Below are 15,723 nucleotides of genomic sequence, written 5' to 3'. Positions count from 1 at the left end.
GGCTGCTCAATTTTCGCCGCCACCTTCTGCCTCAGACGACTCCATTGACCATGCACTGAGTAGGAAGCCGCCGCGCACCTTGCCGGTCACCATTCCGAGCACTGGCTCGAATGCCTTTCCATTCCAGCACCAGATTCCTAGCAATAGATCTTCGCTTTCCCGCCATCCAAGTGAGGCGTTGCCGACACGCCCAAGCAGCAGCTGCCCTTGCCAATGAACGGGGAAGAAGGCGCTGTCAGAGCCGAAGCTTCTGTAGACGGCAGCGTCAGCAAAATGAGTCTTTCCCTCGAAGGTAGGTAGCGAGGTCAGGCTTTTGTCTCGTCCCAGCATATCCCTGTAGCGCTCGCGGTCATCCTTTGACAGCCCAGCTATTAGCGGACTGACGTCTTGGGTCTTGTCGAACTGCCGAACGAATTTTTCGGCAAAGGCTTCCAGTGCTGTGCAATTGGTCTCGCTGCAGTACGAGCGGGACGGCTGGAAATGGACGTCGTAGTGGAGTTCGAGTTGGACATCGTCTCCCCATTGCCCACCCACAAAAGCCTGGGCTGTCAACACGCTCCGATCCAGGGGGGCGTCATAGTAAGACAAGGCATACGCGATGCCCTGGTGCTCGACCAGTGCTCCAAGATTTGTCCACTCTGTATCGGAGAATGCGTCAGGCAGGACGACGCCTTTAACAGCATGGCCATCCCAGCTGAAGAGTCGCCACGACACCGAATGCATGGTGCCGCTCTCAGAGTAGACACCGCCCAATCGCTGCGCTCTGAGCAAGGCCAGCGTGCGGTAGTCGTCTGCTGAGTCGGGAAAGGTGATCAGCTCCCTTACGTCTTCCAGCCGAAAAGGGAGAGATTTGGCGTCTTGGACGGGCGATTCTTCGGCCATGGTGAATGCGTCCCCGCCCCCACCAATGCCCCCCCAGCCGCTGATGACATAACCACGTCCCGCGGAGGCCGCCGGATGAGCTTCGACAAAGGCCTGAATCGCTGCCAGTAAGGGAGATGGTAATTCTTTGTCCTGAAAAATCTTGTCGAGGAACTCTATGCGATTCCTATAGACGTTGGCGGCACGTCCTGCATCAGAAATGGCCGCCTTGTTGCGTTCGCCCAACCAGTTCCGTTGGTCGCGCAACAGCGCATCCACATGAGGTCCGGCGCGGTGGCGAGCACGGTCGTAGGCACCGGCCATTTTGCTGTCCAACCTGGAAAGGGTCTCGTCCTGGCAAATATGTCGCTCGACAACAGAGACTGCGCGATGGCAGTCAAAGCTCGCAGCGTACGAGCCGGCGCTCGGAAGCAAACAGCAAACCACCATCCCACCACGCTTCCATAGCTGACGCATATCTCTCTCCAAGAGATCAAATATTGGGTTGGAAATGCCGACCTGACATCACCGCAGCCATACGGACCGATACGCGGCGCATGATGACGCGCCAGCGTGCTGCCGATCGGTTGAGGTAAGGCATAACAATGCGTGCTTCGGGTCGATTGCTGCCCTGGGGGCGTGCTTGCTTACGGTGTTGAAGCTGATACCCGTGTGACGGTGAGCCAAGCCGTAAGAATACCTGCGGAGAACAGTGCCAACGCGCATCAGCGGAGATGCCGGCCCTTCACGGCACCAGATAGAAATCCAACGGAATCAACTCCACCGCCCAGTCCCCTTCCTCCCCGATCTGCGCGGCCGGGTGCATCCCGGCGATGCGCAGCGCTTCCTCCTGGCTGTCCGCCTCGATGATGAACAGGCCGCCGACCACTTCCTTCGACTCGATGTAGGGCCCGTCGGTGATCTGGGTCTTGCCGGCGCGCGGGCGCAGGGTGCGCCAGTGCTCCAGGTCGCCGAGCGAGGCGGAGACCAGCACCTTGCCGGTGGCGCGCATCTTCTCGTCCAGTGCCGGGCACTGGCTGACGATGGCTTTCACGGCGTCGGGCGCCAGGGCGGCGAATTTCTCCGGGGTGAAGTAGGCCAGGCCGAGGTATTTCATGGAAGGTCCTTGTGGGGTGGCATGCATGTACATGTACGACGGGCCGCAGGATCGCAGATCGACAGCGCCCTGAAGCAACTTCCGGCGATTCGGAGCTGGTGCATGCGGGCGGGTTCGCGGACTGCTTCCGCCTGCGGACCGTGGTGCGATGCGCCGGGTGCGGAGGGAGCGTGCAACGCCTGCTTCACCGTCAGTCGAATTGCCCGACCTGGTGCGGCGGTGCCTCGGGTGTCTGCATTCGCACGATGCCGCTGTAGCGACCCAGTTCGGTGCTGCTGAAATAGACCGTGACCGCGCCGTCCAATCGCCAGTCCGCGCGGATGTTGCTGTAGCTTTCGAAGCGCTGCGCCGTGGACAGGTAGCGGGGCGAGGTACGCCCGAAGCGATCTTCCAGCGCCCGCAAGTCGGCACTGTCCTGTCCTGCGCCGTGCGTTCTCACGGCCACACTCTGCACCCGACCATCGCGGAGCGTGACCATGGCATCACCACCCTGCATGAAGGAGGGGCGATCGGCCAGGGCGACGTTCACCATGATCCGACCGTTTGCGGGAATGCTTGCCGCTTCGCCCGATGGCGCCGGGCCGGACGGGAGCTCGAAACAGGTGGTGCGATCGTCGGCGAGATAACTGCGCTGGCGCTCCGGGCATTCATCGAGTTGCGGCCGTTCGCGCAGGGTGATGCCGGCGAGTGCGGGCTCGTTTGCTGCATGGGCCTGGCTGGCTGCCGCGGCCAGGGCAAGGGCGAACAATGCGTTGCGTGCCATGGGTAAACCTCCTGGATCCGTCCGGGATGTTGCGTGGTCGACACCCGGTGGGGCGGGCGATGACTTGCTGCGCAAGGTTCCGTTCTGTCATCGGCGCGGCCGGCGGTCAAGCAGCGCGTCCGACTTCCCCTCCGGCTCCACCGGGCCGGTCTGGCGGGTTTCGCCGGACGGGGAGGATGGAGGCGCGCCGCAAGGTTTTGCGGGGCTGCCCACCCCATCGCGCCTCACCGCACCTAAGTCGAGTTGTCCCCGTGCCGGTGCTCGTTCACAGTAAACAGCCATTCCGGCACGGCCGGAGCGCTGCCTCGGCGCGATGGGGTGCCGGCATCGGATTCGACAGCAACGCGCCCCGCTCGGGGCGCATCGGGGAGAACCATGAAGACGCGTCGCGATTTCCTGACCCAGGCGCCGCTCGGCCTGCTGGGTGCAGTGGTGGCCGGTGGTGCCATCGCCCAGACCGGCGAGAACCCGGCGCCGACGAGCCCGCCGCCCGGTTCGCCCGGCGCGTTCAACACCGCGCCACCAGTGGGCCCGAAGCTCACCACCGCCACCTTCGCCGAGGCGGAGAAGCTGGTGCAGGTGACGATGACCGAGCCGCAGCGCGAAATGGCCGTGGCCAACTGGCCGACCTCGCTGGCCGGCCTGCTGGAGCGTCGCACCGGCCCGCGCAAGGTGGCGCTGGAGGAGGGGCTGGCGCCGGCCACCACCTGGTTCCCGGCGATGGGGCGGGCGCACGTCGGCCCGGCCCACGACCGCTTCGCGCCGTCCAGGGTGGCGGCCATGCCGCTGCCGGCGAAGGACGAGGACATCGCGTTCGCCTCTGTGGCCCAGCTCGGCGCGTGGATCCGCAGCCGCAAGCTCAGCTCCACCCGGCTGACGAAGATCTACCTCGCGCGCCTGAAGCGCTTCGATCCGCAGCTTCATTGCGTGATCACGCTGTGCGAGGAGCATGCGCTGAAGCAGGCCGCGCAGGCCGACAGGGAGATCGCCGCCGGCCATTACCGCGGCCCGCTGCACGGCATTCCGTGGGGCGCGAAGGACCTGCTCGACACCGCCGGCATTCCCACCACCTACGGCGCCGAGCCGTTCAGGCATCGCGTGCCGAAGGAAGACGGTGCGGTGACCCGCAAGCTCAACGAAGCCGGCGCCGTGCTGGTGGCCAAGCTCAGCCTGGGCGCGCTGGCGCTCAACGACATCTGGTTCGGCGGCCAGACCATGAACCCGTGGCTGCTGCAGGAGGGCTCCTCCGGCTCCAGCGCCGGCCCGGCCTCGGCCACCGCGGCCGGCCTGGTGGCGTTCGCCATCGGCAGCGAAACCCAGGGCAGCATCATCAGCCCGTGCATGCGCTGCGGCACCACCGGTCTGCGCCCGACCTACGGCCGCGTGCCGCGCACCGGCGCGATGACGCTGTGCTGGACGATGGACAAGCTGGGCCCGATCACCCGCTCGGTGGAGGACACCATGCTGGTGCTCGACACCATCCGCGGCACCGATCCGGGCGACAGCGCCAGCGTGGCCGCGCACTTCGACTACGACGCGGCCGCCTCGATCAAGGGCCTGAAGGTCGGCTATTTCCCCGCCTGGATGAAGGAGGCGCCGGCCACGGATCTCGACCGCGCCGCGCTCGAGCAGCTGCGTTCGCTCGGCCTGGTGCCGACCGAAGTGTCGCTGCCCGACTGGCCGTACGACAACCTCAACCTGCTGCTGTTCGCCGAAGCCGCCGCCGCGTTCGAGGAGCTGACGCTCTCCGGCGAAGCCGACCACATGCGCGAGCAGACGCCGGACGCGTGGCCGAACCTGTTCCGCGAATCGCGCTTCCTCTCCGCGGTGGATTTCGTGCAGGCCGACCGCATGCGCCGCCGGGTGGCGAAGGAGATGGAGCGCGTGATGGGCGAGGTGGATCTGCTGCTGGTGCCCTCGCTGCGCGACGAGATGATGGTGATCTCCAACATGACCGGCCAGCCTTCGCTGACCCTGCGCACCGGCTTCGTCGAGGTGAACCAGGTGCGCAGCGACTGGGCCCCCAATCCGGCGCACCCGCAGCCGATGCTGGCCAAGCCCCATCGCGTCCCCTACGGCATCACCCTGGTCGGCCGACTGTTCGAGGAGGGCACGCTGGGTCGCGTCGGCCGTGCGCTGGAGGCGAAGGTGGCGGTGGCCGGGGAGCGGCCGGTGGGGTTCTGAGCGCCGGCCTTGTTGCGGCGAGAGCCATCGCCCTCGAGTCGGGGCGATGACTCCCAGGCTCGTCATCCCGGCGAAAGCCGGAGGCGCGCCACAACGGCGAATGCCGGTCATCCAGCGTCTTTGCTTTCCATGGCGCGAAAGTCACGGGGTGCCCGGCGCTCTCTGTTGAGGAGCGCTTCGAGCTCTTGCCGGCATGACGGGGCGTCGCGGTTCCCTCAGGGGGCCGGGGGCGTGTCGCCGGTCGCGGCGATCACGTCGCTGACCAGGCGCGCCAGTCCCGGCATGTCGTAGTTGGGTGGATCGATCGTGCTGCCCAGGCGGGCAATCACCAGATGCTGCGACGGCACCACCACGATGCGCTGGCCGTTGAGTCCCGACGCGTAGAACGCATCGGCGGGCATGCCATGACGGACCCGCCAGCGCGCGTTCGGCGTGTCACTGGCATTGATCCAGAAGCCGGCCGCGTAGTCGCTGTCCAGCGTGCGCCGGGTCGAGTAGGCCACCCAGCCCGGAGGCAGGATGCGCTTGTCACCCATCTTGCCGTCATCGAGATAGAGCTCGCCGAAACGCGCCCAGTCGCGTGCGGAGGCATAGATGCGGGTCGAGCCGATCGGCGTGCCGGCCGCATCGAATTCCATCACGACGTGGTGCATGCCGGCAGGACCGAACAGATTGTCCCGGGCGAAGCGAAGCACGTCATCGGCGTGCCCGCCAACAGCATCGCGAATGATGGCCGAGACGATCAGCGTGTTGCCGCTGGTGTATTCCCAAACCTGTCCGGGCTTTTGCTTGAGCCTCGCCTGTTCGGCGAAGCCGGCCATATCCGGTTCCAGGAACAGCATGCGCGAGACCGGATCGAACCCCGTCTCGCTCTCGGTCAGGTCGAGCCCGCTGGTCATGCGCAGCAGCTGGTCGAGCGTGATGGTGCGGCGCGGGTCGTCGGGATGATTCCATGCGGCTACGGGCGCCCGGCTTTCGACGCTCAGGCGGTGCTCGCGGACGAGGATGCCGACCAGCGCGTTGGTGACCGACTTGCTGACTGAAAATCCGAGTAGCGGCGTGTCCACACCCACATCGTCGGCATAGCGCTCCGCGATGATTTGGCCGCCGCGCATGACCACGATGGCGTGGACATGCCGGAAGGGTGGTCTGGATGGCTCGGCAAACGCACGGGCCAGCGCCGCCTGCAGGGCCGGCGTGCCGGGTTCAATCGGTGGTTCCGGTGACGGATGGGGCGGGGCGGAGATCGGCGGGCGGTGAACCGGCACGCGGCCCAGCGTGCAGCCGTAGCCGGGCTGGAAATACGCCGCGCTTTGGAAAAGGCCAAGCCAGTTGGCGCTGACCGAGTGCTCGTTGAAATCGATGGTGTAGCGCAGGTGCCGCCGGATCGTGGACATCGCTGGATTGGCGGCAATGTCCTCGGCGAAAACCCGGTCGGGTGCGCGACCCGAGACGAACACGCCACCGCACAGCGCTTCGCTCACGACCCCGGTGCCGACACGTAACGCGCGATCGGGCCGAAACCAGATGACGCCAAGGAGGATGGCGCCGATGACCGTGATGCCGATGATGATGCGCCGCCGCGTTCGGCCTGCGGCTTGTCTGGAAGGCTTCATGCGATTCCTTTCGTCGTGGCCATTCTGCGGTGCTGGCGATGCACATGTCAGTGATGACTGTCAGGCGTCGTTGCCCGGTGGTGTCTTCGCCGCGCCGACCAGGGATCCATAATGCGTTCGTACGCGCCAGATTGGCGCAACCACGAGCCCTGCCGATGTCCCATTCCGATGCCTTCCCTTATGCCGGCGTGCTGGCAAGCCTCGATGCCGGCGACTTTGCGGGCTTGGCCGCCGAGCTCGTCGACACGCTGCAGAAGCGCGAGGCGCTGCACGCGCTGCTGAAAGCCGCCGAAGCCGTGCACCGCGCGGCGGTCGGCACTACCCAAGTGGCCGATGCGCTGCGCCGCGATCAGAAGTTCGTCCGCCCCGGACCGCCGTCACCGCACCTGGTGCGCTTGCGCCAGCAGCAGGCGGCAGCGCGCCAGGCGACAAATCAGGCGCGGCAGGCGTTCATCGTGGCGGCGGATGCGTGGATTAGGGTGTTCGGCTTTGCCGTGCCGCCCAAGATCCGGCTGGAATCGTACGCCGAGGGGTGGCTGCGCGAGCTCGCTGACATGATCGAGGCGAAGCCACCTGGATGAGGTCTGGGATGTTGCAGTCGTCCATCCGATCCGGACGGCGGTGGCCGTCCGATCTGTCCCAATCATCTTTCGACGAGAGCTCCATGTGGACAAGCGTGCACTGAAAATCCTGATGGACGCCTTCTGGTCGCCGGCCGGTTGGAAGCCGGAAACCATGCGTGACGCACCAGGCGAGGACTTCGAATACGCGAAGTCCAGGGGAGCGATGTTCGATCCGGTGATGCTCGATCACGCGTCGGTTCAGGCCGAGATTACTGCGCTCGTACAGCGGCTGGACCGGCGACGTGTCGCGGATGCCTTCCTCGCGAGCCTTTCCACGCGCCGGCTCGACTGGCGGTCGGCTTTCGGCAGCTACGTGGTGTTCCAGCACATGCCCCATCACGCCGAACCTTCCGCCGGTCGGTCGTGCAGCGTTTGCGGCATGTATTCGGGGCGGCGTGAAGAGGACCTGAGTCTGCTGAACTTCGAACGCTTCAAGTGGGGCGGAGTCCGGCACGATCACCTCGGCTATGCCGCGTTTGATCTTGGGCAGTTTCTTCGTGGCACGATCCCGTCCCCGACCGCGGAGGATGTCCGGATTTTCCACGCCCTGATCGACGCCATCCGGACGGCCCCAGGCGAGACCACGAGTACGGCCGTTCAGGCCCGACTGCCCAAGGCGCTCAAGTCCACCAAGGCCGAGCGCGATGTCCTGGTCGCCCTGTTCGGGTTTGCCGGCATCCTCGAGACCTCGGGCTATCCCGGTTACTCGGACGCCTTTGTTCCCGTCACCCGGAGGCTGCTGCCGGGCCGTCGCTTTGTGGACATGCCGTATCCCGCCTGCTGGTGGAAGGCGAGCCATGGACTCAATCAGGAGAAGCTCGGCGAATATTTCGGCCATGTGCTGTGAGGCTTCCGGGAGCAATGGCAACGCCGCGCGAGGTCTGATGTCGAAAGCCAGGCGTCTGGTTCGTCGCTCCCGAGTACGGCGGCGGTCGGATCGGTGAACTTCCCGTGGTGTATCGCGATACTCGACCGCGTCGCTGGCTTTCATTCCTGCCCAAAAGGAGCGTCCCCATGACCATCACCATCACCGCTTTCGAGCGCTCCCCCGACGGCGGCATGGGCCTGGCCCGCGATACACGCGTGCGCTGGGCGCTGGAGGAAGTGGGCCAGCCCTACGCCGTGCGCTACGTGTCGTTCCAGGCGATGAAGGAGCCGGCGCATCTGCGGCTGCATCCGTTCGGCCAGATCCCCACCTACGAGGAGGGCGGGCTGGCGCTGTTCGAGACCGGGGCGATCGTCTTCCACATTGCCGACCGGCATGCGGGCCTGTTGCCGGAGGACGCCGATGCGCGGGCGCGGGCGGTGATGTGGATGTTCGCCGCGCTCAGTTCGGTCGAGCCGTGCATCCTGGAGCTCGTCACCGCGCGGTTCCAGGAGGGCGACAAGCCGTGGACGCCGGAGCGCCTGCCGCTGGTGAAGGATCGCATCCGCCAGCGCCTCTCTCTACTCGCCACACGCCTGGGTGACGCCGAGTGGCTGGACGGCGCGTTCAGCGCGGGTGACCTGATGATGGTCTCGGTGCTGCTGCGGACGCGGCCCTCCGGCATCCTCGACGAGTTCCCCAGCCTCGCCGCCTACGTCGCGCGCGGCGAGGCGCGCCCGGCCTACCAGCGCGCGTTCGCCGCGCAGCTGGAGGCGAACACCGGCAAGCCTGGCGCGGGTTGATCAAACGCGGCGAAGCAGGCGGCGGTCGTGTAAGGTCGTGGCTTGCTGCGCCACGGAGCTGGGGAGGCCGCCGCCGCATGAACAAGAAAGTGAAGCCTGTCGTTCGCGTGCTTCGGGTCGTCATGCCCATCGTGGCGCTGGTCTGCGCCATCACGCTCCCGCCCTGGGCGGGCGTCGGCGCCTGGCTGGCACCCTTGCCGGATACCGTCCAGCAGCAACTGGACAATGCCGTCGATGACGGTCTGGACGGCATCATCGTCTACGTCGATCGGGCCGGTCAGCCGCCGCGCTCCTACGCGGCCGGCTGGAAGGACTTCGCGCACCGCGTGCCGGCCGATCCACACGCGCTGTTCAAGATCGCCAGCATCAGCAAGCTCTATATCGCCGCGGCCACCGCCAAGCTGGTCAGCCAGCACGTGCTGTCGCTGGACGACACCGTAGCGCAGCGCCTGCCGGAGCTGGCTGCGCACATCGCGAATGCCGATCGCATCACCCTGCGCATGCTGCTGCAGCATCGCAGCGGTATTCCCAACTTCGTCGACGCCAAGGGTTTCGACTGGGGCAACCAACAGGGCGACCACCACGACCCTCTGAAACTGGTGCTGGACCAGCCCGCCGACTTCGCGCCCGATGCGAAGCGCGAATATTCCAATACCAACTACCTGCTGATCGGCGCCATCCTCGACCGGGTGCTCGGCTATCCGCACCAGCGCTACATCGAGCAGCAGATCCTGCAGCCGCTGGGGCTCACCCACACGTACACCTCGATGCACCAGGTGAACCTCGACGAGCTGGCCAGTGGCCACCACTACCACGTGGATGCCGACATGAAAGCGCTGGACTTCGAGACGCCCGGCGGCTCGATGATCGCCACGGCGCAGGATGTCGGCGTGTTCCTGCGCGCGCTGAACGACGGCACGCTGCTGGGCAAGGACGCGCAGGCCATCTACGCCTCCACCTACGATTTCGGCCACAAGGGCTGGCTCCCCGGCTACCAGAGCATCGCCCGCTATGACAAGGACATCGACACGGTGGTGGTGGAGTTCGCCAGCAACACCGGCGGAGACGTGGAGCTGCTGGTGAATGTGGTCTACGGGCGGGTGGTGCGGATTGTGCGAGCGCAGTCGGGCGCGAGTGGCCAACCGGCGGATTGAGGGGGCCGCGTCGATACGGCGGGCTTGCGTCTTCGTGTGGGATCCGCCAGCGCGGGAAGAGGCAACCGGGCTCACTGGCCAGCGGCCTGCCGCTGGGTGTGTCGGGTGATGGGTTGCCTCAAACCTCGGCCTCAACCCGGAGCAGACATGCGATAACTGAATCTGCCGCCCGGCTTTTGAACACACGGCACGGAATTCTGGAGGCGTCATGACACCCCACGACTTCGTATCGAAACTCAACGCGGCCGTCGTGGAGGAAAACCACGCCATCTACCGCGACCTGCTGCTGAACACCGACATCGATCGGGCTTCCGATCCCTACTGGCGGCGCGTTCTGAGCGTCTTCCGCGACCTGTCCGCCGACCAGCGGGAGGTGCTGCTGGAGCTGACCCGTCAGGTGACCATCGATGCCACCGCCAATGTGCTCGGCGTGATCGACGGCAGCTGCCCGCTCGGCGGCGAGGAGTGCCGGTTTCGTCTGATCAGCGACGGCCGGGATCTGTCGGGTGATCTGCAGAGCTTGTTCCTGGAGCAGGCGGAGCAGAATTCGCCATAGATGTCGGCTTGCGACCCGAAGCGGTCGTTGCGGAAGTGAATCCGACCCCGTTCTTCAGTGGAAAGTGAGTCTAATTGCTTATCTGCGCGGATAACACCTTTGCCGGCATTCTATGTAATATACATCGCTATTAATTCAACTGGCTTTTCAGGTGGCACAGATGGGATCAATCTCGCTCCGCGGGTTAATGTCTTTCGGTGATGTGGCCGCCGAAGATGATGCGGTTCTTGAATATTTTCTGACAACGGAAGCCGTGGAGCGGCTCCGTGTTGGAGATGCATTTGTTGTTTTGGGGCGAAAAGGGGCTGGGAAAACCGCTCTTGTGCGCCATTTTTCTGAGGGGCAAGTGGGGCAGTTATCCAGGGCGCTCAACCTCCGCGGATACCCATGGTCATTGCATTCCAGACGCGTCGATTCAGGGGCCTCGCCTATTGAGGCGTTTGTATCTTCATGGCGTTACCTAATAGCAATTGAGGTTGCTGCTATCATTCTTGAAGCCTCCGAGAGGCCGCAGTCTCAGAAGTATCTGGATCTGAAAGAATTTTTTAAGGAGAATTATGGCGGGCCATCTCCGCAATTGAGCGATATTCTTCGGCCGCCGCGGCTCAAGGTTAGTCGGGCATCCATTCAGCCATCTGTTCTTGGGGCGATGCTTGGAGGAATAGATCTGGAGAGAGGGGGTGGAGATTATCGCCTCGGATTAGAGTTGAATGCTCTCTCTTCCACGCTCCTAAAAACTGCGATAGATATCGCAAAGAACGAGGCGCTGCCGAGCATCTCCCTTCATTTTGATGAGTTGGACCAGGGTCTTTCGACTTTTGATGAGGATCGAAGGCGGATGCTGATTGGCCTGATATTAGCCGCGCGTGAGCTGAGAAGGGAGTCGGCAGCCGCAGGTTATATGGTGAATCCTATTGTTTATCTCAGAACGGATTTGTGGGACGACCTGGACTTCTCCGACAAAAACAAGATAACTGAGACAACGGCAATTAATCTCGATTGGACTAGTGATACATTGTTTGCTCTAGTGGGCGCTAGAACTGGGGCGAAGCTCGGGGATGGTGCGACTTGGGACGATATTGCTTCACCTGGATTGATGCGTGGCTCTCAAACAAAGTGGAACCACATTATCTCGCGAACCTTTCTAAGGCCGAGGGATGTAATCAAATTTATGAATGCAGCATTGAGTAAGGCTAAGACTCGTTCCGAGGAGCCGCTTGTATTTGAAAATCACGATATTGTAAATGCACGAGAAGAGTACTCGGCCTATCTAAAGCGAGAGCTTGATGACGAGATCCTTCCCCATTGGTCTCAATGGGGTGAGGCGCTGCAGGCCTTTTCGGCGATTAGTACTGTCACATTTGATAAGGCTGACTTTGAGAGAGAGTACAGTAGTAAGCGGTCTTCAAAAAACATGGTTGCCTCGGAAGATGCGCTCGGCCTTCTATTTAGGTTTTCTGTTATTGGCTATGAAAAGCGCAGCGGCTATGGTGGGAGTTCGTGGGTTTTCCAGTATTCAGACCCGCAAGCTGGTTGGGACGCCGCTGCGATCAAATTTAAGGTGCATCCGGGCCTAAAAGAATATGCAAAGCTGAGTGAAACTCGCCAGATCGGATGATGGCCAAAATGCAAGAAGTGGTTTTCGATATAAAGTCTGGGATCGCAGGTTGCAGGCTTTGTTGTGAGTCGTTTTTAGCCTGTTTCGCGCATTTGGGTTTTCTTTCATTCTAAGGTGCGGTGAATGTTGAGTATTTCTGGCGTTTTGGCAGATCATGGCGAGGCCATAAAGAAAATTGAACGCGACGCAGCCGAAAAGCGCGCTTTTTTTGTGAACTACCTTGAGAAGTACAGGGATGAAATTGTTAGTAGATTTCCTCGCTGCAATGCGACTCGGCTGAATTTTCCACGGCCAATACCGGGCGAAGGAGATTTAGAGATCGGGTTTACATATTTGCCAAGGCCTGAGGTTGATACGGAGGCCTATGTTTGGATAAGGTGGTCGGAAAGGTCGCCTAATCTCGTTAAGATAGTGGGCAGCATGGGAAGTGAGCAAGTAAAGCCCGTTTCGCTATTTAAGGGGGCATGCGTTGATATTGTCGGTTTTGTGGCTGAAGTATTGCGAGATGACTTGATTCTACTCCGTCGCTCTATGTCTTTATAGCGAAATGGGGGGCGTGGCCAGGAGTTGGTCAAAGTGCACTTTCGAGGAATAACCGGTTCCACCGAGAGCATCGGCCTTCGATCCCTCCGCCCCCGTAGCCCCAGGGTCATGCCACTGCCACACACCCGATGCACGCTCGCTGGACTTTTTCCTCCAGCGGAGACGCACGATGATCGGATGCACGCGTGTTGCCCTGTTTGCGGCCCTTGGGTTGGCGATGGCTGCTCCGGCGTTTGCCGGGGTGGACCTGATTGCCGCGGGCCAGCTCGACGGTCATGGCGGTGACCTGGCGCATCGCACGGCGGGGCCGCTTGAGAACAACGTGCCGGGCAATCTGCTCGGTGGCCTGGGTTCGGGCCTGGCCTATGCCGGCTGCGACACCTTTCTTGCGCTGCCCGATCGCGGCCCGAATGCGGTGGCCTACGACGCGCTGGCGGACGACACCGCCTCGTACATCGACCGCTTCCAGACGCTGCGCATGACGCTGGAGCCGAGCGCGTCGGGCGCGGCGCTGCCGTTCACGCTGTCGCCGCAGCTGCGCGATACCACGCTGCTGGCCGACCGGCTTCCGCTGTACTACGGCGACGGCGCCGCGGTGAACCTGCCCAACGGCCGGCCCGCGTTGAACCGGCCGTTCCGCCATTACTTCACCGGCCGCTCTGACAACGCCGCGCCGGGCCAGCCGTCCAGCTCGCCGTTCAACGCGCGGCTGGATCCGGAAGGCATCCGGGTGAGCGGCGATGGCGAGTCGGTGTACGTGTCCGACGAGTACGGCCCCTACCTCTACCGCTTCGATCGCCGCAGCGGCGTGCGCACCAGGGCCTACCGCCTACCCGCGATGCTGGGCGTGGCGCATGCCGCACCCACCGGCGATGCGGAGATCGACGGCAACACCAGCGGCCGCCTGGCGAACAAGGGCATGGAAGGTCTGGCGATTTCGCCGGACGGCCGCATGCTCACCGGCATCATGCAGAGCCCGCTTTTGCAGGACGGGGGCAAAAAGGCCGGCACCACGCGCATCGTGCAGCTGGACCTGGCGACCGGGCGCACGCGACAGTACGCCTACCCGCTGACCAACGTGGGCAGTGCGAGCAAGCCCAAGTACACCATCGTGAGCGAGATCGTGGCGATCAACGACCACGAGTTCCTGGTGGACGAGCGCGACGGCAAGGGTCTGGGCGACGGCAGCAGCGCCAGCTTCAAGCACCTGATGCGTATCGACCTCAGCCACGCGCAGGACGTCAGCGAGCTCAGCGGCGCGGACGCGCTGGCCGCGGCGGCGGTGAGCAAGCAGGACTTCCTCGACCTTGTGGCGGTGCTCGGCGCCCACGGGTTCTCGCCCGAGGCGATCCCGGCCAAGATCGAGGGCGTGGCGTTCGGCCCCGACGTGATGCGCGACGGTCACCGCGTGCACACGTTGTTTGTCGCCAACGACAACGACTTTCTCCCCACAGTGACCGACGACGTCTACCCGCAGGGCGTGGACAACCCCAACCGCTTCTTCGTGTTCGGCTTCGACGACGCCGACCTGCCGGGCTACCAGCCGCAGCGCTTCACCCGCGCGCACGGTAGGGGCCACGGCTTCGGCCACGACGACGAGCGCTGCCACGGGGAGTAAGGCGCGGCGGTTCGCTCACCGCTCCTGCGCACGTGTGCCGGAGCACCCTGTCCATCGCGATGGGCGGGGTGCTCCGTTTTCGGCCAGGTCCGGGAGACCGGGTCGGGGGCAACGGCGATTTTTCAGCGCGGCCACAGAGAACGCGCGCTGCACCCTGTTCGGGACGTTTCCCAGGCGGACTCCTCCCGCGGGCCGCTCCCCGTTGGCCATAATCGCTGCATGTCCGCGGAGCATCCCGATTTCCACGTCCACACGCTGCTCAGCACGCCGATGGTCGAGCTGCGCGACGTGGTTTGTGCGGGCAGCTGCCGGCACAAGAGTGCGATCGAGCGTGCCAGCCGCACGCATCTGGTGTTTCCCTACCGCGGCACTTACGTGCGCCATGTCGACGCTGACGATGCGGTGGCGGACGCCAGCCAGGTGCTGTTCTTCAACGCCGGCGAGGACTACCGGATCAGCCATCCGAACCCGGGCGGCGACGCCAGCCTGTCGATGACGCTGGACGAGGTGCTGCTGCGCGAGATCGCCCCGGCCGAGCTGCTGGCGCCGGGGGAGCCGCTGCGCTTTTGCCAGACGCGCTTGCGCATCGACCCGCGCGCGCAGGTGCTGGTGGCCTTGCTGCGCCATTCGCTGCGCGAGGGCGTGGCCGAGCCGCTGGAAGGCGAGAGCCTGGCGTTGACGCTCGCGCACCGTGCGTTGGCGCCGCGCACGACCCACGCGGCCGGTGCCAGCCAGGCGCGTCAGCGGTTGGTGGATCGCGCCAAGCTGGTGCTGGTGCGTGACCTGGCACGGCGCTGGACGCTGGCCGAGGTGGCGGCGGAAGTCGGCGTCTCGGCGGTCTACCTCACCCAGAGCTTCCACCAGGTGGAGGGCGTGCCGCTGTACCGCTACCAGCTGCGGCTGCGGCTGGCGCGCGCCCTGGACCTGCTGCGCGACTACGAGGATCTGGCTGCGCTGGGCATGGAGCTGGGCTTCTCCAGCCACAGCCACTTCACCGCGGCGTTCCAGAAAATGTACGGACGCACGCCCAGTGAGTTCCGGCAGATCGCGCTGCGGCGCTGATCGCTAAAGTTTTCGATAGCTGCCGGAAGTCGCGCGGGGGTCTACTGTCTCCACCCCGCGCGGGGTCGATCACCTTCCTGCCCGGCCCCCGCATGCGCGGGGCGGCGCTGGAAGGTCTCTCTTCCCGTTTTGCAAGGAGATCCGACATGAGCAAGCGAACCTGTGCTGCCTGCGATTACGAACTGGACGACACCGCCATCCAGGTGCGGATCGGCGGGGCGGTCGTCGAGGTGTGCTGCGACGAGTGTGCGACGAAGCTGAAGGCGACGTCCCCCCACTTTTGAGTAGCACCGTGGTTTGGAGTCCAATCCCCCAACTGATGGAGATTGGACGTGAAAAA

Annotated in this window: 15 protein-coding genes; 11 read left to right on the top strand and 4 right to left on the bottom strand. The window is 64.1% G+C overall.

Going from position 1 to position 15,723, the window contains the following annotated elements; genetic code table 11:
- Positions 1 to 6: 6 nt before the first annotated feature.
- From C693_RS21155 to C693_RS0105710, 3 genes are all read right to left on the bottom strand, one after another.
- Positions 7 to 1,185, bottom strand: a complete 1,179-nt coding sequence (locus C693_RS21155; RefSeq protein ID WP_157798556.1) for a hypothetical protein — start codon at positions 1,183 to 1,185, stop codon at positions 7 to 9.
- Positions 1,186 to 1,606: 421 nt separating this feature from the next.
- Positions 1,607 to 1,978, bottom strand: a complete 372-nt coding sequence (locus tag C693_RS0105715) for a YciI family protein (protein ID WP_017461290.1) — start codon at positions 1,976 to 1,978, stop codon at positions 1,607 to 1,609.
- A gap of 190 nt (positions 1,979 to 2,168) precedes the next feature.
- Complete coding sequence (locus tag C693_RS0105710) at positions 2,169 to 2,741, bottom strand: hypothetical protein (protein WP_017461289.1); 573 nt, start codon at positions 2,739 to 2,741, stop codon at positions 2,169 to 2,171.
- Positions 2,742 to 3,116: 375 nt separating this feature from the next.
- Between C693_RS0105710 and C693_RS0105705 the strand changes: the two genes are divergently transcribed.
- Entirely contained in the window at positions 3,117 to 4,925 is a 1,809-nt protein-coding gene (locus C693_RS0105705) for an amidase (RefSeq protein ID WP_017461288.1), read from the top strand.
- Positions 4,926 to 5,140: 215 nt separating this feature from the next.
- On the opposite strand, the gene C693_RS0105700 is transcribed toward C693_RS0105705, so the two are convergent.
- Complete coding sequence (locus C693_RS0105700; RefSeq protein WP_017461287.1) at positions 5,141 to 6,541, bottom strand: serine hydrolase domain-containing protein; 1,401 nt, start codon at positions 6,539 to 6,541, stop codon at positions 5,141 to 5,143.
- Between the two features lie 155 nt (positions 6,542 to 6,696).
- Here C693_RS0105700 and C693_RS21150 point away from each other — a divergent pair, with 155 nt between their 5' ends.
- From C693_RS21150 to C693_RS23980, 10 genes are all read left to right on the top strand, one after another.
- Positions 6,697 to 7,122: a hypothetical protein gene (locus C693_RS21150; RefSeq protein WP_017461286.1), complete on the top strand. Its 426-nt coding sequence runs from the start codon at positions 6,697 to 6,699 to the stop codon at positions 7,120 to 7,122.
- 85 nt (positions 7,123 to 7,207) lie between these two features.
- Positions 7,208 to 8,011: a hypothetical protein gene (locus tag C693_RS0105690; protein WP_017461285.1), complete on the top strand. Its 804-nt coding sequence runs from the start codon at positions 7,208 to 7,210 to the stop codon at positions 8,009 to 8,011.
- Positions 8,012 to 8,178: 167 nt separating this feature from the next.
- Positions 8,179 to 8,832, top strand: coding sequence for a glutathione S-transferase family protein (locus tag C693_RS0105685; RefSeq protein ID WP_017461284.1), 654 nt, complete (start codon positions 8,179 to 8,181; stop codon positions 8,830 to 8,832).
- Positions 8,833 to 8,909: 77 nt separating this feature from the next.
- A complete protein-coding gene (locus tag C693_RS0105680) occupies positions 8,910 to 9,986 on the top strand; it encodes a serine hydrolase domain-containing protein (RefSeq protein ID WP_017461283.1) in 1,077 nt (358 codons plus the stop codon).
- A 208-nt stretch (positions 9,987 to 10,194) separates the two neighbouring features.
- On the top strand, positions 10,195 to 10,542 hold the full coding sequence (locus C693_RS0105675; RefSeq protein WP_017461282.1) for a hypothetical protein: 348 nt from the start codon (positions 10,195 to 10,197) through the stop codon (positions 10,540 to 10,542).
- 160 nt (positions 10,543 to 10,702) lie between these two features.
- Complete coding sequence (locus C693_RS23575) at positions 10,703 to 12,160, top strand: P-loop ATPase, Sll1717 family (RefSeq protein ID WP_157798555.1); 1,458 nt, start codon at positions 10,703 to 10,705, stop codon at positions 12,158 to 12,160.
- 123 nt (positions 12,161 to 12,283) lie between these two features.
- A complete protein-coding gene (locus C693_RS23570; protein WP_157798554.1) occupies positions 12,284 to 12,703 on the top strand; it encodes a hypothetical protein in 420 nt (139 codons plus the stop codon).
- Positions 12,704 to 12,872: 169 nt separating this feature from the next.
- The gene (locus C693_RS0105670) at positions 12,873 to 14,321 is read left to right on the top strand and encodes an esterase-like activity of phytase family protein (protein WP_017461281.1); all 1,449 of its coding nucleotides are present in this window, start codon (positions 12,873 to 12,875) and stop codon (positions 14,319 to 14,321) included.
- Between the two features lie 219 nt (positions 14,322 to 14,540).
- The gene (locus C693_RS0105665; protein ID WP_017461280.1) at positions 14,541 to 15,383 is read left to right on the top strand and encodes a helix-turn-helix transcriptional regulator; all 843 of its coding nucleotides are present in this window, start codon (positions 14,541 to 14,543) and stop codon (positions 15,381 to 15,383) included.
- 146 nt (positions 15,384 to 15,529) lie between these two features.
- The gene (locus tag C693_RS23980) at positions 15,530 to 15,667 is read left to right on the top strand and encodes a hypothetical protein (protein ID WP_017461279.1); all 138 of its coding nucleotides are present in this window, start codon (positions 15,530 to 15,532) and stop codon (positions 15,665 to 15,667) included.
- Positions 15,668 to 15,723: the final 56 nt, after the last annotated feature.

Source organism: Dyella ginsengisoli LA-4, from assembly GCF_000334915.1.
In the GTDB taxonomy this organism is placed as follows: Bacteria; Pseudomonadota; Gammaproteobacteria; order Xanthomonadales; family Rhodanobacteraceae; genus Dyella_A; species Dyella_A ginsengisoli_A.
This window is presented reverse-complemented; position numbering and strand designations above follow the sequence as displayed.

Coding starts and splice junctions, on each gene's coding strand:
- C693_RS23980 (WP_017461279.1), top strand. CDS start 15,530: ATGAGCAAGCGAACCTGTGCTGCCTGCGATTACGAACTGGACGACACC.
- C693_RS21150 (WP_017461286.1), top strand. CDS start 6,697: ATGTCCCATTCCGATGCCTTCCCTTATGCCGGCGTGCTGGCAAGCCTC.
- C693_RS0105670 (WP_017461281.1), top strand. CDS start 12,873: ATGATCGGATGCACGCGTGTTGCCCTGTTTGCGGCCCTTGGGTTGGCG.
- C693_RS0105705 (WP_017461288.1), top strand. CDS start 3,117: ATGAAGACGCGTCGCGATTTCCTGACCCAGGCGCCGCTCGGCCTGCTG.
- C693_RS23570 (WP_157798554.1), top strand. CDS start 12,284: ATGTTGAGTATTTCTGGCGTTTTGGCAGATCATGGCGAGGCCATAAAG.
- C693_RS0105680 (WP_017461283.1), top strand. CDS start 8,910: ATGAACAAGAAAGTGAAGCCTGTCGTTCGCGTGCTTCGGGTCGTCATG.
- C693_RS0105665 (WP_017461280.1), top strand. CDS start 14,541: ATGTCCGCGGAGCATCCCGATTTCCACGTCCACACGCTGCTCAGCACG.
- C693_RS0105715 (WP_017461290.1), bottom strand. CDS start 1,978: ATGAAATACCTCGGCCTGGCCTACTTCACCCCGGAGAAATTCGCCGCC.
- C693_RS0105675 (WP_017461282.1), top strand. CDS start 10,195: ATGACACCCCACGACTTCGTATCGAAACTCAACGCGGCCGTCGTGGAG.
- C693_RS23575 (WP_157798555.1), top strand. CDS start 10,703: ATGGGATCAATCTCGCTCCGCGGGTTAATGTCTTTCGGTGATGTGGCC.
- C693_RS0105700 (WP_017461287.1), bottom strand. CDS start 6,541: ATGAAGCCTTCCAGACAAGCCGCAGGCCGAACGCGGCGGCGCATCATC.
- C693_RS0105710 (WP_017461289.1), bottom strand. CDS start 2,741: ATGGCACGCAACGCATTGTTCGCCCTTGCCCTGGCCGCGGCAGCCAGC.
- C693_RS21155 (WP_157798556.1), bottom strand. CDS start 1,185: ATGGCCGGTGCCTACGACCGTGCTCGCCACCGCGCCGGACCTCATGTG.
- C693_RS0105685 (WP_017461284.1), top strand. CDS start 8,179: ATGACCATCACCATCACCGCTTTCGAGCGCTCCCCCGACGGCGGCATG.